Annotated in this window: 26 protein-coding genes; 23 read left to right on the top strand and 3 right to left on the bottom strand. The window is 35.1% G+C overall.

The genetic code is table 11. The features are described from left to right. Nucleotides 1-47 precede the first annotated feature (47 nt). The 20 genes from MKY20_RS24555 to MKY20_RS24460 all read left to right on the top strand — a co-directional run bounded on the left by MKY20_RS24555 (nucleotide 48) and on the right by MKY20_RS24460 (nucleotide 15,801). Nucleotides 48-1,076, top strand: coding sequence for an SMODS domain-containing nucleotidyltransferase (locus MKY20_RS24555; RefSeq protein ID WP_198286758.1), 1,029 nt, complete (start codon nucleotides 48-50; stop codon nucleotides 1,074-1,076). Then, the gene (locus tag MKY20_RS24550) at nucleotides 1,073-1,504 is read left to right on the top strand and encodes a hypothetical protein (protein WP_009336717.1); all 432 of its coding nucleotides are present in this window, start codon (nucleotides 1,073-1,075) and stop codon (nucleotides 1,502-1,504) included. The genes MKY20_RS24555 and MKY20_RS24550 overlap by 4 nt, the downstream gene beginning before the upstream one ends. 12 nt (nucleotides 1,505-1,516) lie before the next feature. Further along, nucleotides 1,517-2,506: a CBASS cGAMP-activated phospholipase gene (locus MKY20_RS24545; RefSeq protein WP_009336715.1), complete on the top strand. Its 990-nt coding sequence runs from the start codon at nucleotides 1,517-1,519 to the stop codon at nucleotides 2,504-2,506. Nucleotides 2,507-2,760: 254 nt separating this feature from the next. Further along, nucleotides 2,761-2,901, top strand: coding sequence for a hypothetical protein (locus MKY20_RS24540; RefSeq protein ID WP_157380308.1), 141 nt, complete (start codon nucleotides 2,761-2,763; stop codon nucleotides 2,899-2,901). Between the two features lie 81 nt (nucleotides 2,902-2,982). Next, entirely contained in the window at nucleotides 2,983-3,162 is a 180-nt protein-coding gene (locus MKY20_RS24535) for a hypothetical protein (RefSeq protein ID WP_009336711.1), read from the top strand. 130 nt (nucleotides 3,163-3,292) lie between these two features. Beyond that, nucleotides 3,293-3,643: a hypothetical protein gene (locus tag MKY20_RS24530; protein WP_034298165.1), complete on the top strand. Its 351-nt coding sequence runs from the start codon at nucleotides 3,293-3,295 to the stop codon at nucleotides 3,641-3,643. A gap of 41 nt (nucleotides 3,644-3,684) precedes the next feature. Beyond that, entirely contained in the window at nucleotides 3,685-4,287 is a 603-nt protein-coding gene (locus MKY20_RS24525) for a histidine phosphatase family protein (RefSeq protein WP_034298169.1), read from the top strand. Between the two features lie 360 nt (nucleotides 4,288-4,647). After that, nucleotides 4,648-5,205 carry a sigma-70 family RNA polymerase sigma factor gene (locus MKY20_RS24520; RefSeq protein WP_009336708.1) on the top strand — a complete coding sequence of 186 codons (558 nt, stop codon included), beginning with the start codon at nucleotides 4,648-4,650 and terminating at the stop codon, nucleotides 5,203-5,205. Continuing rightward, nucleotides 5,195-6,235, top strand: a complete 1,041-nt coding sequence (locus tag MKY20_RS24515) for a hypothetical protein (protein WP_341003516.1) — start codon at nucleotides 5,195-5,197, stop codon at nucleotides 6,233-6,235. Before MKY20_RS24520 ends, MKY20_RS24515 begins: the two co-directional genes overlap by 11 nt. Before the next feature lie 223 nt (nucleotides 6,236-6,458). Beyond that, a complete protein-coding gene (locus MKY20_RS24510; RefSeq protein WP_341003514.1) occupies nucleotides 6,459-6,968 on the top strand; it encodes a GNAT family N-acetyltransferase in 510 nt (169 codons plus the stop codon). 311 nt (nucleotides 6,969-7,279) lie between these two features. Then, on the top strand, nucleotides 7,280-7,846 hold the full coding sequence (locus MKY20_RS24505; protein ID WP_009336702.1) for a sigma-70 family RNA polymerase sigma factor: 567 nt from the start codon (nucleotides 7,280-7,282) through the stop codon (nucleotides 7,844-7,846). Further along, on the top strand, nucleotides 7,831-9,231 hold the full coding sequence (locus MKY20_RS24500; protein ID WP_252245026.1) for a DUF4179 domain-containing protein: 1,401 nt from the start codon (nucleotides 7,831-7,833) through the stop codon (nucleotides 9,229-9,231). The genes MKY20_RS24505 and MKY20_RS24500 overlap by 16 nt, the downstream gene beginning before the upstream one ends. A 261-nt stretch (nucleotides 9,232-9,492) precedes the next feature. Continuing rightward, nucleotides 9,493-9,978: a DUF4306 domain-containing protein gene (locus MKY20_RS24495; RefSeq protein WP_034298150.1), complete on the top strand. Its 486-nt coding sequence runs from the start codon at nucleotides 9,493-9,495 to the stop codon at nucleotides 9,976-9,978. Between the two features lie 191 nt (nucleotides 9,979-10,169). Further along, nucleotides 10,170-10,589: a VOC family protein gene (locus tag MKY20_RS24490; RefSeq protein WP_009336695.1), complete on the top strand. Its 420-nt coding sequence runs from the start codon at nucleotides 10,170-10,172 to the stop codon at nucleotides 10,587-10,589. A gap of 213 nt (nucleotides 10,590-10,802) precedes the next feature. Next, on the top strand, nucleotides 10,803-11,630 hold the full coding sequence (locus MKY20_RS24485; RefSeq protein WP_009336694.1) for a VOC family protein: 828 nt from the start codon (nucleotides 10,803-10,805) through the stop codon (nucleotides 11,628-11,630). Nucleotides 11,631-11,653: 23 nt separating this feature from the next. Continuing rightward, on the top strand, nucleotides 11,654-12,418 hold the full coding sequence (locus MKY20_RS24480) for a helix-turn-helix domain-containing protein (RefSeq protein WP_009336693.1): 765 nt from the start codon (nucleotides 11,654-11,656) through the stop codon (nucleotides 12,416-12,418). A gap of 31 nt (nucleotides 12,419-12,449) precedes the next feature. Continuing rightward, on the top strand, nucleotides 12,450-13,226 hold the full coding sequence (locus tag MKY20_RS24475; protein WP_009336692.1) for a tyrosine-type recombinase/integrase: 777 nt from the start codon (nucleotides 12,450-12,452) through the stop codon (nucleotides 13,224-13,226). A 188-nt stretch (nucleotides 13,227-13,414) separates the two neighbouring features. Then, on the top strand, nucleotides 13,415-13,693 hold the full coding sequence (locus tag MKY20_RS24470) for a hypothetical protein (RefSeq protein ID WP_009336691.1): 279 nt from the start codon (nucleotides 13,415-13,417) through the stop codon (nucleotides 13,691-13,693). Nucleotides 13,694-13,941: 248 nt separating this feature from the next. After that, entirely contained in the window at nucleotides 13,942-14,280 is a 339-nt protein-coding gene (locus MKY20_RS24465) for a hypothetical protein (protein ID WP_034298148.1), read from the top strand. A 225-nt stretch (nucleotides 14,281-14,505) separates the two neighbouring features. After that, a complete protein-coding gene (locus MKY20_RS24460; RefSeq protein ID WP_009336790.1) occupies nucleotides 14,506-15,801 on the top strand; it encodes an IS110 family transposase in 1,296 nt (431 codons plus the stop codon). Nucleotides 15,802-16,360: 559 nt separating this feature from the next. On the opposite strand, the gene MKY20_RS24455 is transcribed toward MKY20_RS24460, so the two are convergent. Next, complete coding sequence (locus MKY20_RS24455) at nucleotides 16,361-17,347, bottom strand: metal ABC transporter solute-binding protein, Zn/Mn family (protein ID WP_009336689.1); 987 nt, start codon at nucleotides 17,345-17,347, stop codon at nucleotides 16,361-16,363. 230 nt (nucleotides 17,348-17,577) lie between these two features. Between MKY20_RS24455 and MKY20_RS24450 the strand changes: the two genes are divergently transcribed. Then, complete coding sequence (locus MKY20_RS24450; protein WP_009336688.1) at nucleotides 17,578-17,868, top strand: metal-sensing transcriptional repressor; 291 nt, start codon at nucleotides 17,578-17,580, stop codon at nucleotides 17,866-17,868. Between the two features lie 15 nt (nucleotides 17,869-17,883). After that, nucleotides 17,884-19,230, top strand: a complete 1,347-nt coding sequence (locus tag MKY20_RS24445) for an MATE family efflux transporter (protein ID WP_009336687.1) — start codon at nucleotides 17,884-17,886, stop codon at nucleotides 19,228-19,230. A 226-nt stretch (nucleotides 19,231-19,456) separates the two neighbouring features. On the opposite strand, the gene MKY20_RS24440 is transcribed toward MKY20_RS24445, so the two are convergent. Beyond that, the gene (locus MKY20_RS24440) at nucleotides 19,457-20,695 is read right to left on the bottom strand and encodes an IS110 family transposase (RefSeq protein WP_034297819.1); all 1,239 of its coding nucleotides are present in this window, start codon (nucleotides 20,693-20,695) and stop codon (nucleotides 19,457-19,459) included. A gap of 347 nt (nucleotides 20,696-21,042) precedes the next feature. Between MKY20_RS24440 and MKY20_RS24435 the strand changes: the two genes are divergently transcribed. Then, the gene (locus MKY20_RS24435) at nucleotides 21,043-21,882 is read left to right on the top strand and encodes a tyrosine-type recombinase/integrase (RefSeq protein WP_009336788.1); all 840 of its coding nucleotides are present in this window, start codon (nucleotides 21,043-21,045) and stop codon (nucleotides 21,880-21,882) included. 182 nt (nucleotides 21,883-22,064) lie between these two features. On the opposite strand, the gene MKY20_RS24430 is transcribed toward MKY20_RS24435, so the two are convergent. Further along, a complete protein-coding gene (locus MKY20_RS24430; RefSeq protein ID WP_009333976.1) occupies nucleotides 22,065-23,294 on the bottom strand; it encodes an IS110 family transposase in 1,230 nt (409 codons plus the stop codon). Nucleotides 23,295-23,375: the final 81 nt, after the last annotated feature.

The following is a 23,375-nucleotide window of genomic DNA, read 5'->3' as shown; positions in this document are numbered from 1 at the left end:
TATAATATCCTTAATGAAGTACATATTTTGGAAAAGGAGAAGATTTTTTGAAGTTGAATGATCATTTTAAGCAATTTGTGGCTAACATTTCACTGAACCCAACTCGTATTGAAAAGATTGAAAGTGCTGTACGTAATTGGGAGAAAAAATTCAAGGATGACGATGAGATTAAAGATATCTTCGTTGATTATTACACCCAAGGGTCTTACAGCACAGACACTGGCGTCAGACCAAAATCAGGCGAAGAATTTGATGTGGATGTCGTTTTAGTTATGGATATTGACGAAGAAGCTGACCCAAAAGACATTTTGCATCATATTAAAGTTCGGATTAAAAGCCACAAAGAATTTGAAGACCGCGTAAAAGTAAAAGACCGATGTGTAAGAATAGAGTACGCTAAGGAATTCCACGTAGATGTTGTGCCAGCATTTGAATTTGATTCCTGCATCAAGATTCCCTCGAAAAAAGAAAAAGAGTGGACCAAAACCAACCCATCAGGATTTAAAGATTGGTGTAACGATATAAATAAAGAGTCAGATCACTACTTCTCACAGGTTGTGAAGATATTAAAACATTGGCGGGATGACAATGTTGGAAAAGATACAGCTCCAAAGTCCATTCTTCTGACCACGCTCGCTGGAAATGCTTTTACAAAAAAACCTTCCATTGCTGAAACACTTGTAGAAACTCTGGATATTATGATTCAGGATATCGATGACCTTCTGTTTTGGCTGTCAGAAGATGATGACGTTCCATTTGTGAGAAACCCTTCCTTACAGGATGAAAACCTGGCAAGAAACTGGACAAAGCTTAAAGCTCAGCGCTATTTAAATAAACTTAAAAGCCTAAAAGAAAGCTGCAAGGAAGCATTAGATGAATCGGATAAAGATAAATCAATTGAAAAATGGCAAGATATCTTTGGGAAGAACTATTTTCCTTCAGAACTGGGTGAAGCAAAAGCTATGGCAAACACCATCCAAAAAGGCTCTGCTTTCGTCAGCTCTACAGGTGTACTAAATAAAGACAGTGGCATACCGATAAAAGACCATAGATTTTATGGAACAGACACAAAATGACGAGACTGCCGCCAAAGCCACCAAAAAACCCTAAGTCCTTGAATCTAGGGATGCAGGATTTTCACATCAAACGCAAATTTCCAGATTTTCAGTTAATAAAAGATGGAAAAGCGATTTATTGGATTGGCTATTTGCAGCCAACACAGGATTCAAAACGTTACACCGTAAAAATTGAGTATCATCCTTATCAGTCAAAAGTATTTATTCTAGAACCTGAGATCATCTCCTTTGCCCCACATCGTTATTCAGATAAATCTTTATGCTTGTACCATCCCAACGATAAGAATTTTGACGGGGAAACATTAATCGCTGACACACTCATTCCCTGGACAAGCGAGTGGCTGTATTTTTATGAAGCGTGGATAAAAGACGGGGTTTGGTGGGGAAAAGAAGCTCCCCACAGCCCTACACCAAATTTTTCAGAATAGGAGAAGATATATTTGGATTGGACACAGCACAAAAACGGTAATATACCGACAAAGCACGAAAATGAACTTAGGATCCTTTCAATTGATGGCGGCGGAATGAAGGGGGTTCTCCCAGTGGTATATTTAAGGCGCATTGAACAGCAATTAGGAGAGCCCATTTATAAATATTTTGATTTAATTACAGGCACATCAACAGGCGGCATAATCGCATTAGGACTTACTGCTGGGTTAAGCGCATCAGAGATTTCTGATTTATACATCAAAGAAGGTAAGCGGATTTTTTTCAAAAATAAATTTTCCAATAGCTTTTTATCTGCGAAATACACCAATAAGCAGCTATTGTCGCTTTTGAAAGAGACATTTGGAGATATAAAAATCGAAGATGCTCTTACTATGCTTTGTATTCCTTCCATTGAACATCATAAAGCTGAGCCTAAGGTTTATAAAACTCCTCATCATCGGGACTATATTTTGGATGGAAAAAGGTATATGTGGGAAGTGGCACTGGCGACTTCTGCAGCACCGACATTTTTTCCTGCAGCTGAAATAGGTGAAGGAGAATGCAAAATTGATGGAGGGCTTTGGGCAAACAATCCATCTCTTGTCGGGATAACAGAAGGACAAAAGCTCGGATTTCCATTGAATCAAATCAAGGTATTTTCTTTAGGGACTGGAGATTCCATTTATAATGTTAATAATGAAATCGCCAAAAAAAGCGGCTTTCTATCATGGAAGACAAATATCATTGAACTAGCTTTTCAAGTCCAATCAAAATCAGCGACATACATCTCAAATTATTTAATAGGAGGTAACTTGTGCAGAATTTCTCCTACTCTCGGCAGACCACTTAAATTAGATTCTACAAAAAGTGAAGACATTGATTTTATGATCAATGAAGCAAATCAGCTTTATGAGAAAACATTTATTAAAGAGGATGTCAGAGGTAAATTCTTTGAGGCAAATTCATTTTCTGATACGATCTTGGCTAAGAAAAGCGTATAAAACAAGACTGATTGACTTTATTTGATTTCATACTAGAACTAAACAGTATCGAAAGTATCGATGCTGTTTTTTTATTTAGGCTTTGAGAAAAAAACGTTGTCCATTCTTGATACTTAAGGAAGTGAAAAAAGGTTGCATAGAATAGTCTTATTTACTGTTCAATTAAATGGGCTGGGACTAGGTTATTTAAAGAAAATAGGCATTCGCAAAGCTTGTAAATTATAATTTTTTTGGCAATAAAAAAGGAGGATTTTATGGTTTGGGAAGAAGAAGAGTTTATATTTAATAACTATGAAAGAAACAATGAATATAAAGCATTTGCACCTAAAGGGAAGTCATATCTTGGAAGTACCAAGGGATCTAGAGGATCAACTCTTTTTCAAAATCCCCATTGAGAAACTCAATGCTTATTACCTTTACACAAAAGAAAAATACAGAGGTCCTGCTGAAGATATAGAGGATGACGAAATTAAGTTATGGAAATTGAAATTTATAATGAACTTAAAGGAATACCAAGAGAAACATTTGAATATTACAAAATTCAAAATGAAAGAGGTAACAGATTTGGTTTGTTCCCTTTCATTCCACATTTATTTAGTATTGGTGACGTTGAGATAAAAAATGTAGAAACAATAACTTGGAACCAACTTGAATAAGTCAAAGAGTGGAGTTGTCATTTTAGGCAGCTTTTCTTTTTGTGCAGAATGGGTAGTTTAGTTAAATAATAGAAACTAATTAATATGGTATAATTTAGATGGATTTTACTGGAAAGTAAGGAGTGTTTCTATGGGTGAAGTATTTTCAATATATAGAAAAGCTATGAAGAAGGATTTATTTTTGCTTATAGCAATTTTTGTTGTTAGTCTCCTTACTGTGTTTGTATGGTTAGGTTTTCCTCTTTTTTTCTTTGTTAATACTCTCCCTTTAGCTACACCTATTTTATTTCCGTTCTTTTCTGCATTGTTATTTTCGTTGGGACTAGTTTATACAAATATAAATGCGGCAAAAGAGGTACATCAAGTTAAAAGTCATCGAAGTGTTTTCCAGTGGACAATTTATTTTCAGCTATGGATTGTTGGAATTGCTTTTTTTCTTATTTTTGTAGGCTATAATATTTTATTTTATATGTATACATAACTCCAACTTATTAAAATAACAGGGGAGAGTAGGTGATTATGATTACCGAGATATGCTTGGTAAGACACGGTGAAACGGATTGGAACTCATTTGGTAAACTTCAAGGAAGAACTGATATACCTTTAAATAGTAATGGAATTAATCAAGCGCGGGAATGCGGAAAATTTTTAGCTTCAGCTAATTGGGATTTAATAGTTACAAGTCCCTTGCAGAGAGCGAAACAATCAGCAGAAATAATCAGCAGTTTAATTAATATACCGATCTATGAAATGGCTGATTTTTTAGAGAGAGACTATGGTGATGCAGAAGGAATGACTGTAAAAGAAAGAACTGTTGCATTTCCAGATAAAAACTACCCAAACCAAGAGAACAGAAATTCCTTAAATAAACGGGTTATGATTGGATTAGAGAAAATCATTCAAAGTTACAAATGTAGAAGAGTTATACTCGTAGCTCACGGAGCTGTAATTAATGCTATATTGGCGCAGTTATCAAATGGGAAAGTTGGCTCCGGTAAAACAAAGTTAAAAAATGCGTGTATAAGTAATATTAACTTTTCGCAAGACACCTGGAATATTAGGGATTTTAATCAAGTTACTCACCTCTCACAATACAGTGAGAAAGGAATGATTTCGGAATATTAACGTAATTTTGTTTGAGGGAAGTGGTAGTCTGTGCAATAAAAAAAGTTAATTGAGAATAATTAGGATTAGATTGTGAAGGTTTGCACTTAAACTATAGGGTGCATTACTTTAAGATATTAGTTGCCAAAAGGGCGGCTTTTTTGTTCAACTAAAGTCAGGTTAGTTTAATGAGAAAATATTCCATGCACTGTTTCAAAAAGGTAATATTGGATTGAGAAAACAATCAGCTGCCATTTTTGGTGGCTTTTTTTGAGAGCTATTTTTTAGATTGAAAATTTTTTATTGAAAAAGTTCTAAAATAGAACCTTTAAAAAATTCGAATCGTCTAATTACCAAGAAACAAGGATTGTGAGGAGAAAAATGATTAATATGGTAGATGACTCTATATCAGAACCCCTAAATGATTTAAATCGAGAAGAAAAGCTTAAATGGTTAATGAAAACATACGGTAATGATGTTATTAGAATTGCTTATACATATTTAAAACAACAACAATTGGCAGAAGATGTGTCACAAGACGTATTTATAAAGTGCTACGAGAAGATGGATTCCTTTAGAAATGAATCAACGTATAAAACGTGGCTAATAAAAATTACAGTAAACAAATGTAAAGATGTTTTAAAGAGTTGGTCTTTTAGAAATTTATATATTACTGATTTTTTTAGACCTAAACAAGCTTATTCTACTATTGAACAACAATATTTTAGTATCGAGGAAGACGAATTATTCTCTAAACAAGTCATTGCGCTGCCAGTGAAATTAAGAGAGGTTATTATTTTATATTATTATCAGGAATTTTCAATTGACGAAATATCGGATTTATTAGGGATTAATCCTAATACAGTTAAAACCAGATTGCATCGGGGACGCCTTAAGTTAAAAGAATTATTAGGAGCGTGGTCAGTTAATGCAGAATAAATTGGAAGATTTAAAAGATAAGATGGATAAAAGCATTTTAAAAAATGTGTACTTTGATGATAAGCAGTATCAACAAGTATTGAATCGGATTGAAAAATCCAAATCTAAAAAGCAGACGTTTCCATTGAAAAATAAATTTAATGCTCTGCTTAGCATTTCGGTCGTTTCAATAATCTTTTTGGGAATCACATATTTTGTTGGAACCCAGTTAAACTTGTTTAATGAGCTAGAAAGGAAACAAGCAAATGAGCTGAAGGAAAATAAGCAGGAAACTGTAACTAAGCCTTCAAATGAGAAAATAATATATGTACCCCCTAAGCAAGAAGAAAATTATAATGAAATGACTAAAGAAGAGATTCTAACAAAAATGATTAATACAGTAGATTACTTTGAAACGGCTACCGGTGAATTTAAGATGCATTATGGACATTCTCCAGGTTTTTCAGTTGTTGAATATGCAATTGGTTTAAAGAATTTATCAGGTGGATTCGGTAAAAGAACCAGTATGGTAGGTAAAAACCAGGAGGTTACTTCCGAATATTATACAGAAGGTACAGTGTGGACAGTTTTTGAACAAACAAAATCCTATACGGAATCAAAATATGGAGAAGAAAGTCGACGAGGTACACCATTAAAAATTGAGGATGCATTTTCAGTGGACAGTGAGGGTAACAATGTTACCACATATCGAGAAAGACCTCCGATTGGTGTAGCCAATGAAACATTATTTCCTTATGAAATAGCCTCTAACTATACCAGAGATTTAAATAAATGGGAAATTGAAAAACAAAATGAAGAATTACTTGGTCATAACACGCTTTTGATAAAAGGAACTAAAAACCATAGAGATTTCCAATCATTTCGCTTTTGGGTAGATAAGGATACAGGGATATTAATTAAGTATGAAACTTATGATGATAATGGCGACATTGTTGATTATTTACATCCCATAAATTTGGAAATTAATGTGCCTATTGATAGCAAAATATTTACACCGAATCTAGAAGGATATAAAAAAAATGAGCTGTAATGAAGGAACAATAATGAGACTGGTATATTGATGAGTTAATCCCTGAAGAGCTAAAGGGACAATGGGAAGCAGCAAAGAAGAAACAAAATATTGGGTGGCCACACTTAAGATTTTAAATGAAGAAATATTTTAACTAACTGCAGCATTTTTTATTTAAAACTAAAAGACAGGTTTGTTGAATTTTAAGGTATCAAATTAATATATAAAGGAGGTAAAAATAAACTTGGATTACGGTGAAGGTATTGAAATAAAAGTTGCTACAACTCACGACAGTAGTGTAATTATTAATATGTTAAAACAGATAGCTAAATGGATGAAAGATAATGATATAAACCAATGGAGGTTTCTATTAGATGGTGGTGATGATGAAGAGATTGAACAAGCCATATCTAATAAAGAAACGTATATTGTTTTGAAAGATCACGAAATTGTGGCTACATTTACACTTTTATATAAACAAAGTGAATGGGATAGGCAAATTTGGGGAGATGACATTTCCTCTAAATCGCTTTACTTACATAGACTTGCAATAATTCCTACTTATATGAAGAAAGGTATAGGTAAAAGTATTTTGACTTGGATTCAAGACAATGCACATGATAAAGAATATCTTAAGTTAGATTGTGTTACAGATAATATTAAATTAAATAACTTTTATAAGTGCAATGCCTTTGAACTTATTGGTGTAACCGATGGACATAGTAAATATCAAAAAAGTATAAAAAAGAATTAAAAATTCTTCAACTAAAGTGGACTTTATGTTTAAGATCAGCTGCCTAATCTGGCGGCTTTTCTTTTTCAATAAAAGGGCAGGTTTGTTTAAGAAGTAGAACACTTATTGCAGATGTAAGACTAGTATGAACACCTCCATTTTCCTGGAATAGGAGATGATTACATTATAATGATATTCAGCTTTTTATATTGCCTAAGAAATGAAAAGTCAGACATAAAAAAAATACTATTATAAGGATATAAACGAACTTGAAACCTGTGGACTTAATAAATCGTCTAAATACGAATTTTAAAAGAAGGGAGGTAGCGGATTTGCATTTCGAGGAGAAAAGCAGAGTTGATACCTTTTTAGTTGAGGAAGATATTCATACTATTGTTGAAGATCTAATGATTGAGTACGGAAGTGAGTTGGCTTCTCTTGCTTTTTCTTATGTAAAGGACACGGCTCAGGCTAAAGATATCGTACAAAATGTATTTATATCCTGTTACCAGCATCTGCATTCATTTAAAGGGGATTCTTCAATTAAGACATGGCTGTATCGAATTACAATCAATCAATGTAAAGATTATCTAAAAAGCAGTTATATAAAACGAATTTTCTTTTTGCAAAAGATGGATAATGAAATGCGATCAGAGAGAGATCCAGAGATTGAGCTGTTAAGTAAAGATCGAAAATCACAAGTAGAGAACATGGTTTTATCACTATCCCCGAAATATAAGGAAGTCATATTTTTATATTACTACAAAGACTTTTCTATAAAGGAAATTTCCTCAATATTAAAAATTTCCGCTAACACTGTCAAAACCAGACTTAAAAGGGGAAGGGAACTTCTAAAAAAGGTAATGGAAGAGAGGGGATTTGAATGGGAGAATTTTTAAACAAAGGTAAAAAGGTTTTAAACTCCGAATTATTTAAGGAAGTAAATTTTAATCCGGATGATCGTAGTAAAGTACATATCTTGATTGATGAAGAAAAGAGGAGCAGGAATTTCTTTAGTAAAAGTAAGCGAGTTTTGATTCCTGTATGCTTTGCCGTGCTTTTACTTATAACAACTAACCTGTTTTCATCGAACCCAGTATTAGCATTATCAAAACTCCCTTTCTTTGAGTCAATCTTTCAATTTATAGGTGATAGCGGATTAAAAGGTACGGCATCCGAAGAAAATCAATTAGTCCAGCAACGGCAGACAGTAAATGGCATTAGTATGGAAATTCAGGAAGCTGCATATGATGGAAATAGAATTTCAATCAGTTATGCCATTAAATCAGAAAAACCTATTAAGAATTTTACTAGCCGTATGGTTAATGCCTACATCCCGTTTAAAGGCTTTCAAAAAGATAAAGTTATTTCAAATGATCATTTTGAACAAGTATCAGATTATGAAGTAATCGGCTATTCAACTTTTACTTATGCTGCTTCGGAAATGCCAGAAGAAATCAATGTTGATTTTCTTTATCGAGGAACGACAGATTTTCTTTCTCCTGGTCAAAAGCAATTCAAGTTTTTATTTGAAGTTCCGATAAAAAAGACGTCAAAGATGGATACAATTGCAATCAATAAAAAGCAAATATTTGGAGAAGAAGAGCTGATACTAAACAAAATAAGTGTGAGTCCAATTTCAACTGCCCTTAACATTAAATATAAAGTTCCTTATAGAAATAATCAGGAGGTAGAGGCACCTTCCATACGCTTACTTGATCAAGATGGCAGATTAATAAAAAATGTTACAAATGGTTCTGAATGGACTATCAAGGAAATAAAACAAGAAAATAAATGGTACACACTAAGAGAAGCAAATTTATTGTTTGAACCTCTGGATAATAAGATTAAAGAGCTTAAAATACAACTATTTAAAAATAAAGATATTGAGGATTCAGTTCATACTCGGATTAATTCCATTGGCTTAAATGAATCAGAAAACCAAGTTCTCGGCTTAGGCGAAAGAGGCACCATGAAAATTACTGATATCCAACAAGAAAGGAATTCAACCATAATTCGGTATGAATACACTAGTAAGTTTGCTTTTTATCACAATTTTTCACCTCTTGTACTAGAAGACGCAAATGGTTATAGGTATCATGGTATTGAAAAGGATAGAAAATATCTAGGTAACGAAACTTATATTGTAGAAGAATTATTTCTGGATCTTCCTCAAAAGAAGTTTTCGGTTAGATACCTACAGGAAAAAGCACCATATTTAATTGAAGAACTAGAAATAAAAGTGTTATCTGAAGAAATTAATTCTAGAGATAAAACAGAGTAATTAAGATAGCGGTCATTTGCCACTTTCTTAGACCGATCTTTTCAATACTGTTTTTTTCTATCTTAATGTGCCTATGTGAAATATAACACTTACACTATGCGCAAGAGTTGAAGATCCAAATGGATCGGCAGCTCTTTTTTCTTCTTCGACTAACGGAGCAGGTTTGTTGAAGAAGCGAAATGGGATTTTAACCCATATACAACTTGTAATATGTTAGTATTTAAGAAACAGGTTAAATATTATATTGGAGGCCATTTAATTATGATTCGGTTTGTAATTCAATTTAGTGTTTCCATTACTTTACTTTTGTTTTCTACAGCTTTTGCTTGGTTTGAAGGGAGTGCTATTTTAGATAACCCTTGGGAATGGAGATATTCTACACCTTTTACACAGTTATTATATGGAGTAGTAAATAATCCAAGTGACATATCACAGCTGGATTACTTTGTCTATGCTTATAAATTCCAACCCACTTTCCCCATAATTATGATTTTGAGTAGTTTATATTTGTTAATTCTTATTGGGTGCAATATCTTAAAGCAGGAGAAAAATTGGTTAGCCTATTATCTAACTTTTTTAGGTGGAGGATTATTTTTATTTAGTTATTTTACTTCTAATTCTCCAACAGTAGGTGGTCATATACTATTTTCTATTTTCATTATTAGTGGTTTATTATGCGTATCGGCTGCCTTAATAATTTTCTTTCAAATTTTAAATCGAATCAAGGTAAATAAGGTTACTAACTAATTTAATTAAGAATTAGCCTTTGTTTTGCTTCAATAAGGAGCAAAGCATTTTTCTTATTCGACTAACGGGGCAGATTTGTTCAATAACAGTTGCATAAATAAGTATAAAATCCTTACTTGATGCAGGAAGTAAGGTTTTTTTGTTGAATAATTAAATTTAGAATATTTTGGTATTTTGAAAGGAGACAAAGAATGGTCGAGAAATTATTAAGGGTAGGCACAACATATATTCCAGTGACTAATGTAGATCTTTCCTCTGATTGGTATGTAAATAAATTAGGAGCAGAGTTAAGCTACAAAGATCAAGACAAAGCTATTTTAAACTTTGCCAATCAAAGTATTTTTCTTGTGAAATCTAATGAAAATCAAAGTTTAAATTTCTTTGATATTTACGGTAATGAACGTTTTTCGTTAACATTCGAGGTTAATGGATTAAATGCCTTAGAATCAATACATAAAGACTTTAGGCAAAATGAAATTAGAGTTGGAGAGATTGAAAACAGAGGGCATACGGGAAGAAACTTTGTTTTTTATGATTTAGATGGAAATAAATTTGATGTATGGAGTGAACTTAGTCCAATCTTCAAAGAAAAATATCTAATTTCCAAATAGATAATTTAATAAGGAGGCGATGTTGTAATAAAACATTGGCCGTTCATTCTTCAATAACGGGAAAGGTTAAGAGTTGTAGATCCACCTGGGATCGGCAGCTCTTTTTTTAAAGGGGAAGGTTAGTTACATAAATTAACCTATAAACACTTGACCTTAAACTTACTTTAACCTTTAGAATGAAATTGGTAGAACTTCCAGAATTAGAAAGTAGGGATGGGACAGATGAAATTTCGTTGGGATGGCGGTTTTATTATGGTGTCATGGGATAAATTTGAAGAGGGAGTGGAATGGTATACCAAGTATATGGGGTGGACTTGTTTGGACCAGGTAATTACTCCAGTGGGAAAAAAGGCTTTTCTTAAAATGCCGAGATTAGGTGTTGTCACTTTGAAATCATTTGAGTCTGACATGGAGCATTTTAAAGCTGACAATTCTTTTAAAGGCAATATGAGAATGGGTTTCGAGATAACGAACCTTGGCGAAACACTAAACTATTTTGATAGGGAGGGAATTAAAGTTACAGAATTGAAAACATTACCTGATGGGCAAGTTAGTTTTGATATTACTGGCTTTGAAAACGCCAGGCTGACCGCTGTTTATAATAAAAGTATTGAAGGTGAATTTCTTACATCAAGAATAACAGGATTCAGTGATGTAAATGTAAGAATAGGTGTGAGTGATATCGATAAAGCAATTAGATGGTATAAAGAATATCTTGGGGTGAAATTAGTAAAGCAATACAATGATGATTTTGCTCACCTGCATATTGAAGATGCATATGATTGGATGCAGCTTTCTGAAGTGTTCTATGATAATATTTGGCTGGAAAAGCTTGAACATGCAGATTTCAGTAAGGCTAACCCTGCTGTGAGAAATTATTTTGATATCCGACCAGAAGAATTTAATGATACCTACAACCATTTAAAACTAAAAGGAGTGGAATTATCTGAAGTTGCAGGTGATCCACAAAAAGGATGGGCAGGCTTTCATTTTTTTGATTTAGATGGAAACCGTATAAATATTTGGTCATATCCTGCCTAGATAAGGAGGGTTGAGTTTTGGAAATGACGATTAATAAATTTTCAGAACGAACAGGCCTATCACCAAGCACCCTTCGATTCTATGACCAAAAAAAATTATTAGAACCGATGAAGAGGTTAGAGAATGGATATAGAATATATTCAAGTGATCAAGTTGAAAAGGCCTTAATCATTCATTCCCTCCGGTTAGCTGATATTAAGGTTGAAGATATATATCAGTTTTTACATGCAGGAGAAGGAGAGAAGCAGCAATTAATCTCTGCTTGGAGACAAGAAGTTGAAGCAAAGTTATCTTCATTAAATATTGCTAAACAATACTTAAATGGTTTGAATTATAGTGAGCAACATATGCACTTAATTAAATGGTCTTCTCCAACCACTTTTGTCTGGTTTAGACATGTGGTACCTAGAGCAATAAACCCATTTCAATCTGTAATGAAGGCTGATATGGAGAAGGTAAAACAATTAGGAATAAATGTGCGACCTGGAATATTTATAAGAACACTAGATGCGAAAGGTGCTTCAATGGTGGGAGAGGTAGGTTTTATTTTAAATGAAGAGATTTCCTCGGATTCATTTAAAAGTCATAGTAATATCTATATAGATCGGTTGGAGCCCACATTGTATGCTACAATGAATTTTAATGTCTGTGACCAGTTTATGTGCTTTCATTTTATAAAGTTAGTTCATCGATTTGGATTTAACACGAAAGGAATTAAGTTAGAAAAATTTGAATCACCGAATGCACAAACGTTTAGTTACATGATTCCCCTTTTAATACAAAGTTAGTTTTAAAGCGGAAATCGTTGTTAGGCTAAGGGTGCTATTGTTTAGAACAGCTGCCAAACCAGGTGGCTTAATCAAGTACTTTGGAGATATTAAAATCACTGATATTACAACAGAATCCATTAAATTATATCTTGGAGAAGTTGCTGCGGAGTTAAAAGCTTCTAGTCTCTGTCATCGGATACGTTTTATAAAATCATTGTTTAAATGGGCTCAAGAAGAGAAATACGTTTCGATTAACCCGGTATCTTCTATTAAAGAACCTAAGCCAGAAAGTAGAATTCCTAAGTTTCTTACGGAAGAGGAAATTGAGTTACTTCGTGAAGCATGTAAAACAACTTTTGAGAAAGCTTTATTTGAATTTATGTATTCAACAGGCTATAGGATAGGAGAAGTTGTCAACTTAGACAAGCACTCAATAAATATGGCAGAACAATCCGTTATCGTTTTTGGAAAAGGAAAAAAAGAAAGAGAAGTGTATATTAATACTCGATGTAGTATTTGGTTAAAAAGATATCGAGAAGAAAGAGCTGATGATCAACAAGCTTTGTTCGTTACGATTCGAGCACCACATCGAATGAGTATTGCACAAATGAGATATGTCATAAAACAGATTTCCAAAAGAGCAGGAATAAATAAGTGCATTTACCCACATCAACTTAGACATAGCTATGCAACTACACTTATTAATAATGGGGCACCATTAGAGGTTATACAAAATTTAATGGGACACGAAAAAAGCGAAACCACTAGAGTCTATGCATACCTGAGCGGACATTTGAGACGTGAGTTATATAAGAAATTTTTTTAGCTGCTGATGCAGCTTTTTTTATTGAACTAAAAAGGGCAGGTTTATTCAATAAGTAATCACAAAAGGAAGAGCATTTACTATAAAATAAGATTTGACGTATTAATGTCTAATAAAAAAGTAATGCAAAAAATTGAGATGATGCACATTAGTATTATTACACGACAAAAAAATATATATGGAGGTTAGTAATGTTATTTATGATATTTGGGGTTATTGCAATAGTAGCAACTTTTATAAATCTTTATATGTATAAAGTAGGAAAGGATTATAAGCTTGCTATGGCGATAGGACTATCATTTACAGCATTAACCCTTTGTGCAGAATACAGTCTTGTATCGGTGTGGGTAGAAGTGGAAGATTGGGCAGCTTTAATGGATGTAGTACCTGGTATGGAGAGGGCATTATGGTTTTTGACAATTGTTTCTATCTTACTAAATATAGCACCTATACTTTTAGAACGAAGGTAAGAAATAATGACTTATTGTCACATCATTTATATTATATGCAATTATTGTGTAAGTCTTTATGTATAACTAACGGGGGCGTTGATCCAAGAAGGATTACTATGAGGGTCAACAAATTAACAATCATATATATTATAGGAGTAGGAAGTTTAATCCGTTCTAATCAGGGTTTTTAATGAAAAGCTCACTTAAATGTGATTAAAGTTATTAATGGAAATAGGGTAATTAAGCAGAAAGAAGGTGTGTTTCATTTGAAAAATAAGAAGAGGATATTTTCAATTGGAATAATTACGGTTATTTTTCTAATAGCTATAATGGTGTTTACTACTCCCACTATGGATGAATTTGACAAATGGATTTTAAAAGAGAATGGAATTATTTGTGACAATATAGGATGGAATGAAGAGTGTACAAAAGACAATCAGCTGATATGGAGTAGTTCTTCTCATTTTAAAAATGTTGGCATATTTGCCTCCTATGAAAAGAGTATTGAATTTCAAAACGGTGAGCAATTAACTTTTAGAACTCTTGGTATATTCGGTACTCTCTTTCCGTTGAGGAACGGAAAGATTTGGGAGATATTAAATTAATTTTTTAAATAAAATCTATTGTTAAAGATTGGCTGTTGAACCAGGTGGCTTCTTAAACAATCAGCTGCTAATCAGCCAGCTTTTTCTTATTCAATAATAGGGGCAGCATTCCTGTAATGAATGAAAATGGAGTTTGAACAAAAAAATAACCTCTTGGTAGAATGAGAGAGTCCTGAAGCCGGCAAGCAAAAAGGACAAAAATCTCAAACACCAGGAGGCTTTACAATGAATTATAACCAGAATAAGAAGATTGCTCAAATCACTTCTCAAACTCTTATTATAGGAGTCGATATTGCGAAATTCAAACATGTGGCTCGTGCCCAGGATTTCAGGGGAATGGAGTTTGGATCCCCGTGTCAATTTGAAAATACAAAAGAAGGATTTGAAAACTTTCTTAAATGGATTTCGGAAATCAAAAAAGAACAGCGTATGAGTAAAGTGATGGTTGGCATGGAGCCAACAGGCCACTATTGGTTTAATCTGGCCCATATCTTAAAAGAAAATGGGATAAAGTTTGTCGCAGTAAACCCGTTGCACGTCAAGAAAAGCAAAGAGTTGGATGATAACTCACCCACCAAAAATGATGTGAAAGATGCCAAGGTCATAGCCCAGCTGGTCAAGGATGGAAGATACGCCGAACCAACAATACCGCAAGGTGTTTATGCAGAACTCCGTGTGGCAAAGAAAATACGCGATCTTTTAACTGAAGACCTACAAACGGTCCAAGGACAGGTGCACAACTGGATTGACCGGTATTTTCCGGAATTCCTCAAGGTTTTTAAGAAATGGGAAGGTAAGGCTGCTTTACAATTCTTAAAGCTCTATGCCTTGCCACATGAAATAGCTGTATTCACCGAAGAAGAACTACTCGTCCATTTGAGAAAGTCCGTATCTCGGAGTGTTGGATTAAACAAGATCCGCGAATTAAAACAGGCAGCTAGCCAGTCCATCGGACTTCGACAAGGTGCTGAAATGGCCAGGCTGGAGCTAAAAACCATTCTGGCTAAGTATGATTTAATTCAGTTACAATTCGAAGAATTGGACGCCAAAATAGACAGCCAGCTTGATGAAATACCAGGTGTACAACAAATGTTAGCGATAAAAGGTGTAGGCAGGGATACAATTGCCGGCTTCTTTGCGGAAGTAGGAGATTTAGGTGAATACAATCATCCAAGGCAGATTATCAAGCTGGCCGGCTTAAGCTTAAAAGAAAATACATCCGGCAAGCACAAAGGAAAAACGACCATCACAAAAAGAGGCCGAAAGAAACTCAGGGCACTGTTATTCAGGGTCTGTATGATTCTCGTCGCCAAAAATTCTGCATTTAAAGCATTACATGCTTACTATACTCAACGTCCGGATAATCCTTTAAAGAAGATGCAGTCCCTGATTGCTTTGTGTAATAAACTAATTCGGATTTTCTTCAGTATAGGAAAAAAGCAATTTGATTTTAATGAGGAAAAGATGCTAAAGGACATCCCTCATTTGGCAGTAACAAAGAAGACGGAAATGGCAGCTTAACTTTTGTTTAGATTAGATAAGTAGTAGTTCTTGCTTTTATAGTTTTGGAGACATTTGAAGCACGGATTAGTCGGCAAAGCAACTAAATTACGGGCTTGGACCCTGTGGGGCAGCATGGCTGACATCCACCTCATGGAAAGGTTGGACGAAGGAATTTGAGAGCGAAGACTCTGTGAGACATGGGAGGGTTGACCTCCATGAGTAAATGTGGACATCCACCAGTGCGGTTATATTTTTACTCATCCACCATTTTCTGTAAGGGATTGGTTAGTGGGTTCTAACTCTTTTTTCTCACTCTGTCCAAAAATATCCTTTCAAGTGAAGATCCTCCATTTATAAAGTGAGTTACCGAAAGGTAAATAACTATGAAATTCTAAGAAAACAAGAGTAAATAAGTGTTTTCGCTTCTTTTATTGAGGGAGGTTTGTTGAAGAAGACCCAGAACCAGAAGAACTGTAGGCTGAAGTTCCATAATTGTTCCAGAATATTTAGGTTCATGGCTGTGAAAGCCATATAGAAAAAAGCAGATACACCTTTTATTAGGGTATCTGCTTTAGTATTAATTAAGGGATTTATCCAGAGCTTTTAAATTTTCTCTCATAATGACAAAGTAATCTTTATTGTTATTAATATCCTCATCGGTAATGGATTCTAAGTTATGAAGAGTTAAGGCCTCCGTGCCTGTTTCGTTTTTTACTGTATTAGCTACTTTATTTGACAAGTTTGGTTCAAAGAAAATATATTGATAACCGTCATTTTTTACAAGTTCTATAATATCGGCTAATTGGGAATGGGATGGCTCATCTGTTGGAGATAGTCCACTTATACCAATTTGCTTTAAACCGTAAGCATCTTCCCAGTAAGCGTAGGCGGAATGAGAAACAACGAAAGATTTATTTGCAGAACTTGTTGCCATTTCTTTGAATTCAGAATCCAATTTTTCTAGTTCAGCTTTTAGTGTTGAAAAATTCTTTTCGAATTGGTCTTTATTTTGAGGTTCTAACTCTATAAGAGTATTTTTAATATTTTCTGCTATCTGTACTGAACGGTTTGGATCGAGCCAAACATGAGGGTCAATATCACCATGTTCTTCATGACCTGCTTCCTCTGACTCTTCACTATGTTCCTCTTCTTCTTCTGAATGAGCATCACCGTGCTCATCTTCTGCTTCAGCACCTATAAAGCTAACATTTTCAGTCGAATTCACAATTACTACATCTTCTTTCTCTAGGGAACTTGCAACCGAATCAGCAAAGCCCTCTAGTCCTGTTCCTGTGTGAATGAATGCATCGCTGCTAGCTACTTCTGTCATCTTCTTGGTTGTAATTTCAACTGAATGGGCATCAGAACCAGGAGGAGCAATATTTTTAACGCTAACCAAATTGCCTCCTATTTGTTCAGTGAAAAACTGAAGAGGATAAATAGTAGTAAATACCGACAATTTACCATTCTGTTCTTTACTTTCTGTCTTTTCTGAAGCATTACATGCTGTTAAAACAAGCATCAGGATAATAGTTGATGCAAAAGCCAGTATTTTTTTATTCACTTGATAACCTCTCCCTTTTTATTCACTTGATAACCTCTCCCTTTTTATGCTCTTTATATAATTAATCGTAAGCATTTCGATTTATTCACTTTATTATATTAATAGTAATCATTTCGTTTTGCAACATTTTATTTCTTTAATGCATTAAAAATTTATTTTACTTTTACTTCCTTTTTAGATGACATATCCCCCCAGGGGGGATATTATTAGGTAAAGGGGGATGAAAAAGTATGTGTGGAGAGCACATTCATAAACATGAGCATAAGCATCGAAAAAGCGTAATTAACCGATTGGCAAGAATAGAAGGACATGTTCGAAGTGTAAAACAGATGGCCATTGAAGACAGGGATTGTCCAGATATTCTGCTGCAAATCGCTGCAATAAGAAAGGCATTAGACAATACAGCTAAATTAGTATTGACTGACCATATGGAAACATGTCTGGTTGACGCTGTACATGAAGGAAATGAAGAAGAAGTAATAAAGGATCTCAAGAAAGCACTTGATAATTTTATCCGGTAGGAGAGGTGCCGCATAATGGGAGAAGTTCAATTACTCGAAAAGAAAACAACAAGACAGAAAATTTCTGTCATCCTAATTTTAGCTGTACCTGCTATGATTGAAAACATTTTACAAACGGTTGTGGGTTTTGTAGATATTCTGTTTGTATCACAGCTCGGTTTGAATGCAGTAACCGCGGTTGGTATTGCAAACACTGTACTAGCTGTCTATATCGCCATTTTCATGGCATTGGGTGTAGGAACGTCTTCCCTTATTGCGAGAAACATAGGTGCAGGAGATATGGAAAAAGCTAAATCGATAGCCCGTCAATCCACATCTTTATCTGCCATATTGGGATTACTATTCGGGTTAATAACCTTACTTTTTAATGAACAGCTGCTTCGCTTAATGGGGGCAGAGGGAGAAGTATTACAAGAGGGGATTACTTATTTTAAAATTGTTGGGGTTCCATCCATTTTTATTTCATTAATGTTTACCTTTGGGAGTATATTAAGAGCTTCCGGTGATACAAAAACACCTATGAAAGTCAGCTGGTGGATCAATTTAATCCATATTGGTTTAGACTATGTTCTTATTTTCGGATTGCTAAGTATAGAGGGAATGGGAGTAGCAGGAGCTGCCTGGGCAACCGTTGCTGTTAGAATAATCGGTACTATTGCGTTGTACTGCTATATTAAAAAATCGAGCGTGAGTTTTAATCTAATTGGAACTGCATCAAAGGAGGATGCTATTTCACTTATTAAATTATCGACTCCTACAGCGTTTGAACGTTTAATTATGCGATTAGGTCAGGTTCTCTATTTTGGGCTTATCGTAAAAATAGGTGCCGATACCTTTGCAGCCCATTCCATTGCTGGAAATATAGAAATGTTTGCGTATATGCCCGGGTACGGTTTAGCAATCGCTGCTACCACTTTGGTAGGGCAAAGTATTGGTGCAAAACGTACAAGGGAAGCACATGAGTACGGAATGATTACATCCTGGATCGCTGTCGCTTTTATGTCGCTGGTAGGTGTTTTGCTATTCTTTTTATCTCCGTGGTTTGCCACCTGGTTCACTGCCGATCAAGAAGCAATTGATATGGTTGTAACAGCATTACGAATTGATGCATTTGCACAGCCTGCTTTAGCTATAGGACTTGTTCTTGCAGGTGCTCTCCAAGGCGTGGGTGACACCAAAAGTCCGATGTATAGCACAGCTATAGGCATGTGGGTAATCAGAATACTGGGAGTCTATATTTTAGGGATTTATCTAGAAATGGGGATAGCCGGTGTTTGGCTTTCCATTGCAGTCGACTTATACGTACGTGCAATTTATTTATTTTATAAATTTAAAAAAGAAACGTTAATACTGAAAGATTAAAAAGCACAGCTTTAAAAACAAAATCTTTCTATAATATTATTATTAGTATTCTGGCCTTAAGGAGATTTTGTGAATAAATGCACTTAAACAAAACCAGCTAATAGTTTGTCAACATTTTTCAATAAAAAGAATAATAACGTCATGATATACTAAAAATGTTCATGCCAAATAACCTTCCTCTATGTTTAATTTGGAAGGTTTTGTTGTATTTAGTTAGATATAGTTTTTAAACTGTATCTTGGAAAATAGTTCTGCTTTTTAATAAGGCAAAAATCCAATGTAAGAGCTTATTAACACATGCAATAACTGCTACTTTGAAGGGTTTTCCTTCTTCACGTTTTTTATCGTAAAACTCTCTTAATCTTTTATTGCGTGCGATGATTTTATCAGTCGTTTTCTTTTTACGAGCATCACGAATACCACTTTGAACTGCCATATACAAGGCATGTCGAAGTCTACTAGAACCTCGTTTGGTAATTCGATTTACAGATGCGGTAAACTTACCAGAAGAGAAAACACTAGGATCTACTCCAGCGAATGCAACGAGCTTTTTGGCATCATTGAACCGATCTATCTCACCAATCTCGGAAATAATCGTGGCGGCGATTTTCTCTCCAATTCCAGGGATAGACTGCAGTATATGATATTCTTCAATTTCTTTAGCGAGGGCATCTATTTCACCTGCAATCTTAGATAGATGCTCTTGGTATTGAAGAACGATCTTGACTAATAACTCTAGATTAAAAATATTACTCTGGTAGAGGTTGCTTTGAAACGGATTACGAAGGGCTGCTTCCCTTAATTTTTTGGCCTTTTCGTTTGCCCATGCATCTGAACGACTCATACATAGCGAAGCTATTTTCTCTGTTATTTCTCTTTCACTCACACTTAACACTACTTCTGAAGTAGGAAATTCTAATAATGTAAGCAATGAGACTTTGGAATATAAACTTCCAAAAACTCCTCTATATTCAGGAAATACCTGATCCAAAAGGGTATGCAGCTGTATTTTAGTCTGTGCTGATACTTCGGCAATACTTTCTTGTTGTCTTGTTAGATTACGAAGATTTAATAGTTGAATTCCTCTTTTTTTATAAGGCTCTAATTCTTCTTTATAAAACAGTTCGCAAAGGTGAAAAGAATCAATTGTATCTGTTTTTACCTTCCTTAAACTCGAACTTTTGGCTCGATGGGAGATAAGAGGATTGACAACAATATAAACAAAACATTGCTCCTCAAGAAATTGAATTACAGGAAAATGGTAATGTCCTGTTGATTCTAAAACCACCGTTGGCTGATGACCACCAGCTGAACTCTCTACTTCATGAAGGAACTCTAATAAACTACCTAAACCATCAGTATTGTGTTTGATACTAAAGCTCTTACGATACGGTTTGCCTTTGTCTAAAAATGCTTGAACCTGACTTTCACCTTTTGAAACATCCAGACCAATGACTGGATTCATAATCATATCTCCTCCTTTGTAAAACAACAATTGTCGGTATCCCCTAAGGCTTCTTGTAATGTCATAGGTTCGCTTGTTAAACGGGATCGTTGTCCCAACCAGCCTGAAACATGTTTATACAAGTAGGGGGTGAACAGTTTAGTTGACGGGATTTAACCCACGGGTGCGACGTTCTACCCCGACTACCGTAATATTAAGACCATAAATAAAAAGGTCAACCAGAAATATCTGGCTAACCTTATATTACGAACGGGTGCAATTACTTAATAAAATTCTATAAAACTAGTATATTTTATAGTTCTCCTGCGAATAATGTTAGAAATACAACGATCAGGGAGTTGTTCATTATGCTTGTATCTGAAGCCTGGAATCTATATAAAGCAGATAAACAAATTCAGGGATATTCTTCTCAAACCTTAAAGGTATATAAAGTGCAAATGTCCTTATTAATCAAATACTTTGGGGATATTAAGATTACTGATATTACAACAGAATCCATTAAACTATATCTTGGAGAAGTTGCAGCTGAGTTAAAAGCATCTAGTCTCTGTCATCGGATACGTTTTATAAAATCATTATTTAAATGGGCTCAAGAAGAGAAGTATGTTTCGGTTAACCCGGTATCTACCATTAAAGAACCTAAGCCAGAGAGTAGAATTCCTAAGTTTCTTACAGAAGAGGAAATTGAATTACTTCGTGAAGCATGTAAAACAACTTTTGAGAAAGCTTTATTTGAATTTATGTATTCAACAGGCTGTAGGATAGGAGAAGTTGTAAAATTAGATAGGCACTCAATTAATATGGCAGAACAATCAGTTATCGTGTTTGGAAAAGGAAAAAAAGAAAGAGAAGTGTATTTTAATACTCGATGTAGTATTTGGTTAAAAAGATATCTAGAAGAAAGATATGATGATCAACAAGCGCTGTTCGTTACGATTCGAGCACCACATCGAATGAGTATTGCACAGATGAGATATGTCATAAAACAGATTTCCAAAAGAGCAGGAATAAATAAATGCATTCATCCACATCAACTTAGACACAGCTATGCAACAACACTTATTAATAATGGAGCACCGTTAGAGGTCATACAGAATTTGATGGGACATGAAAAGAGCGAAACCACCAGAGTATACGCTTATCTAAGTGGACATTTGAGACGTGAGCTATATAAGAAATTCTTTTAGGTGCAGCTTGATGCAGCATTTTTTATTGTGCTAAAGACCTGCGGTAATATGTCAACTCCAAAAGTTTAAAGATGTTTAGTTTTCAATTTACTTGTGACTAAAAAAGACCGTAAGGAACTACACCAGTAAATAAATGTAATTTACTGGAAATCAGGAAGGCTTGCGCTGACAAAGTATATTTGTCAGATCTTCACGCACCTTTCTTGCGCAAAGACTTGGCGTTTGCGAAGCAGCGCATCCACCAATCGCACGAGTTTTCTTGCTGTTAGGACGAGGGCACGTTTGTGTTGATGTTTTGGAACTTCAAGACATTTCTTTTGGTAAAACTCGCGATATTCGGGAATCTGTCTCCTAACCGAGTTGGCGGCTTCAACGAGGTAGTAGCGCAGATATTCGTTTCCTTGTCGCGAAAGAGAAGTGTCTTCAGCTGTAAAGCGGCCAGACTGGTGTTTCCGCCAGTATAGACCTGCATATTTGGCAATCTTGCTTTCATCTTCAAAACGTTCAATCTGGCCGATTTCGGCAATAATGCCTGCGGCATATACAGGTCCGATGCCCGGTATAGTCTCCAAGGTCTGGGAAAGGCCTGTCATTAGACGGGTAATGGCTTTGTCGATTTCCTTGATCTGTTTCTGAAAGGAACGGATCAGCTCAATGGAAGTACCTAAAAGGAGATCCATTGAGTCTTCTACCACTTTATCTAAGCGGTAGGAAGAGCGGACTGCCCGTTGGATGGAAGTAGCTACTTTATCGGGATCAGAGAAACGATTCTTCCCGTGTTCCTGAAGGAACGCAGCCAATTCATCTAAAGGCATCTGGGCCAGTTCTTCCAGGCTGTATCTTTCGAGGAAGAGGTCCATCATCGCATTTCCGAAGGCGGAAGAGTCCACCTCATGGGAAAAGTTGCTGCACTTGAAATTCAGATGTTGGAGAAAGTGCTGTTTCTCCTTTGTCATCATCTTAACCAAGTGATAACGTGAACGGGTCAACTGTTGGAGTGCGACATACTGGCTCTCCTTGACAATGGACATCTGGTTACGGCCGAATCGGACATAATCGGCAATCACGAATGCATCAATTTCATCCGTCTTATTCATATCCGAATAGCTTTTCTTGAAGTTGGCAATCTGTTTCGGATTAATGACGAACACTTGAGTGTCAAAGACCTTAAGGTCTTCATCATAATGAAGGAACATAGAAGGATGGAAGCTATAGACCGAAGTGGACTCCAAACCGATCTTAACGCTTTCAACTTTACGTCCTTTCGCAAGGCCGAGGATTCGTTCCTTCAAAACTGTGGCTCCTGGAAGGTCATTTGATACCGTGAAGGTATCCACTTTTGATCCTTCCTGATCAAGGATACAGCCTTTCATGTCAAACGAACTTACGTCTAAACCAACAAATAATCGCATGGGGGTTACCCTCCTTTCATTGTGGAATCATTGGGTATTTCCTTGGACGCCTCGAGATATCTCTAGTATGGACGCCGATCA

Source organism: Cytobacillus sp. FSL W8-0315 (genome assembly GCF_038002905.1).
Lineage (GTDB): Bacteria > Bacillota > Bacilli > Bacillales > Cytobacillaceae > Cytobacillus > Cytobacillus pseudoceanisediminis.
Note: the sequence above shows the minus strand (reverse complement) of the source record. Positions and strands in the feature narration are given on the sequence as shown.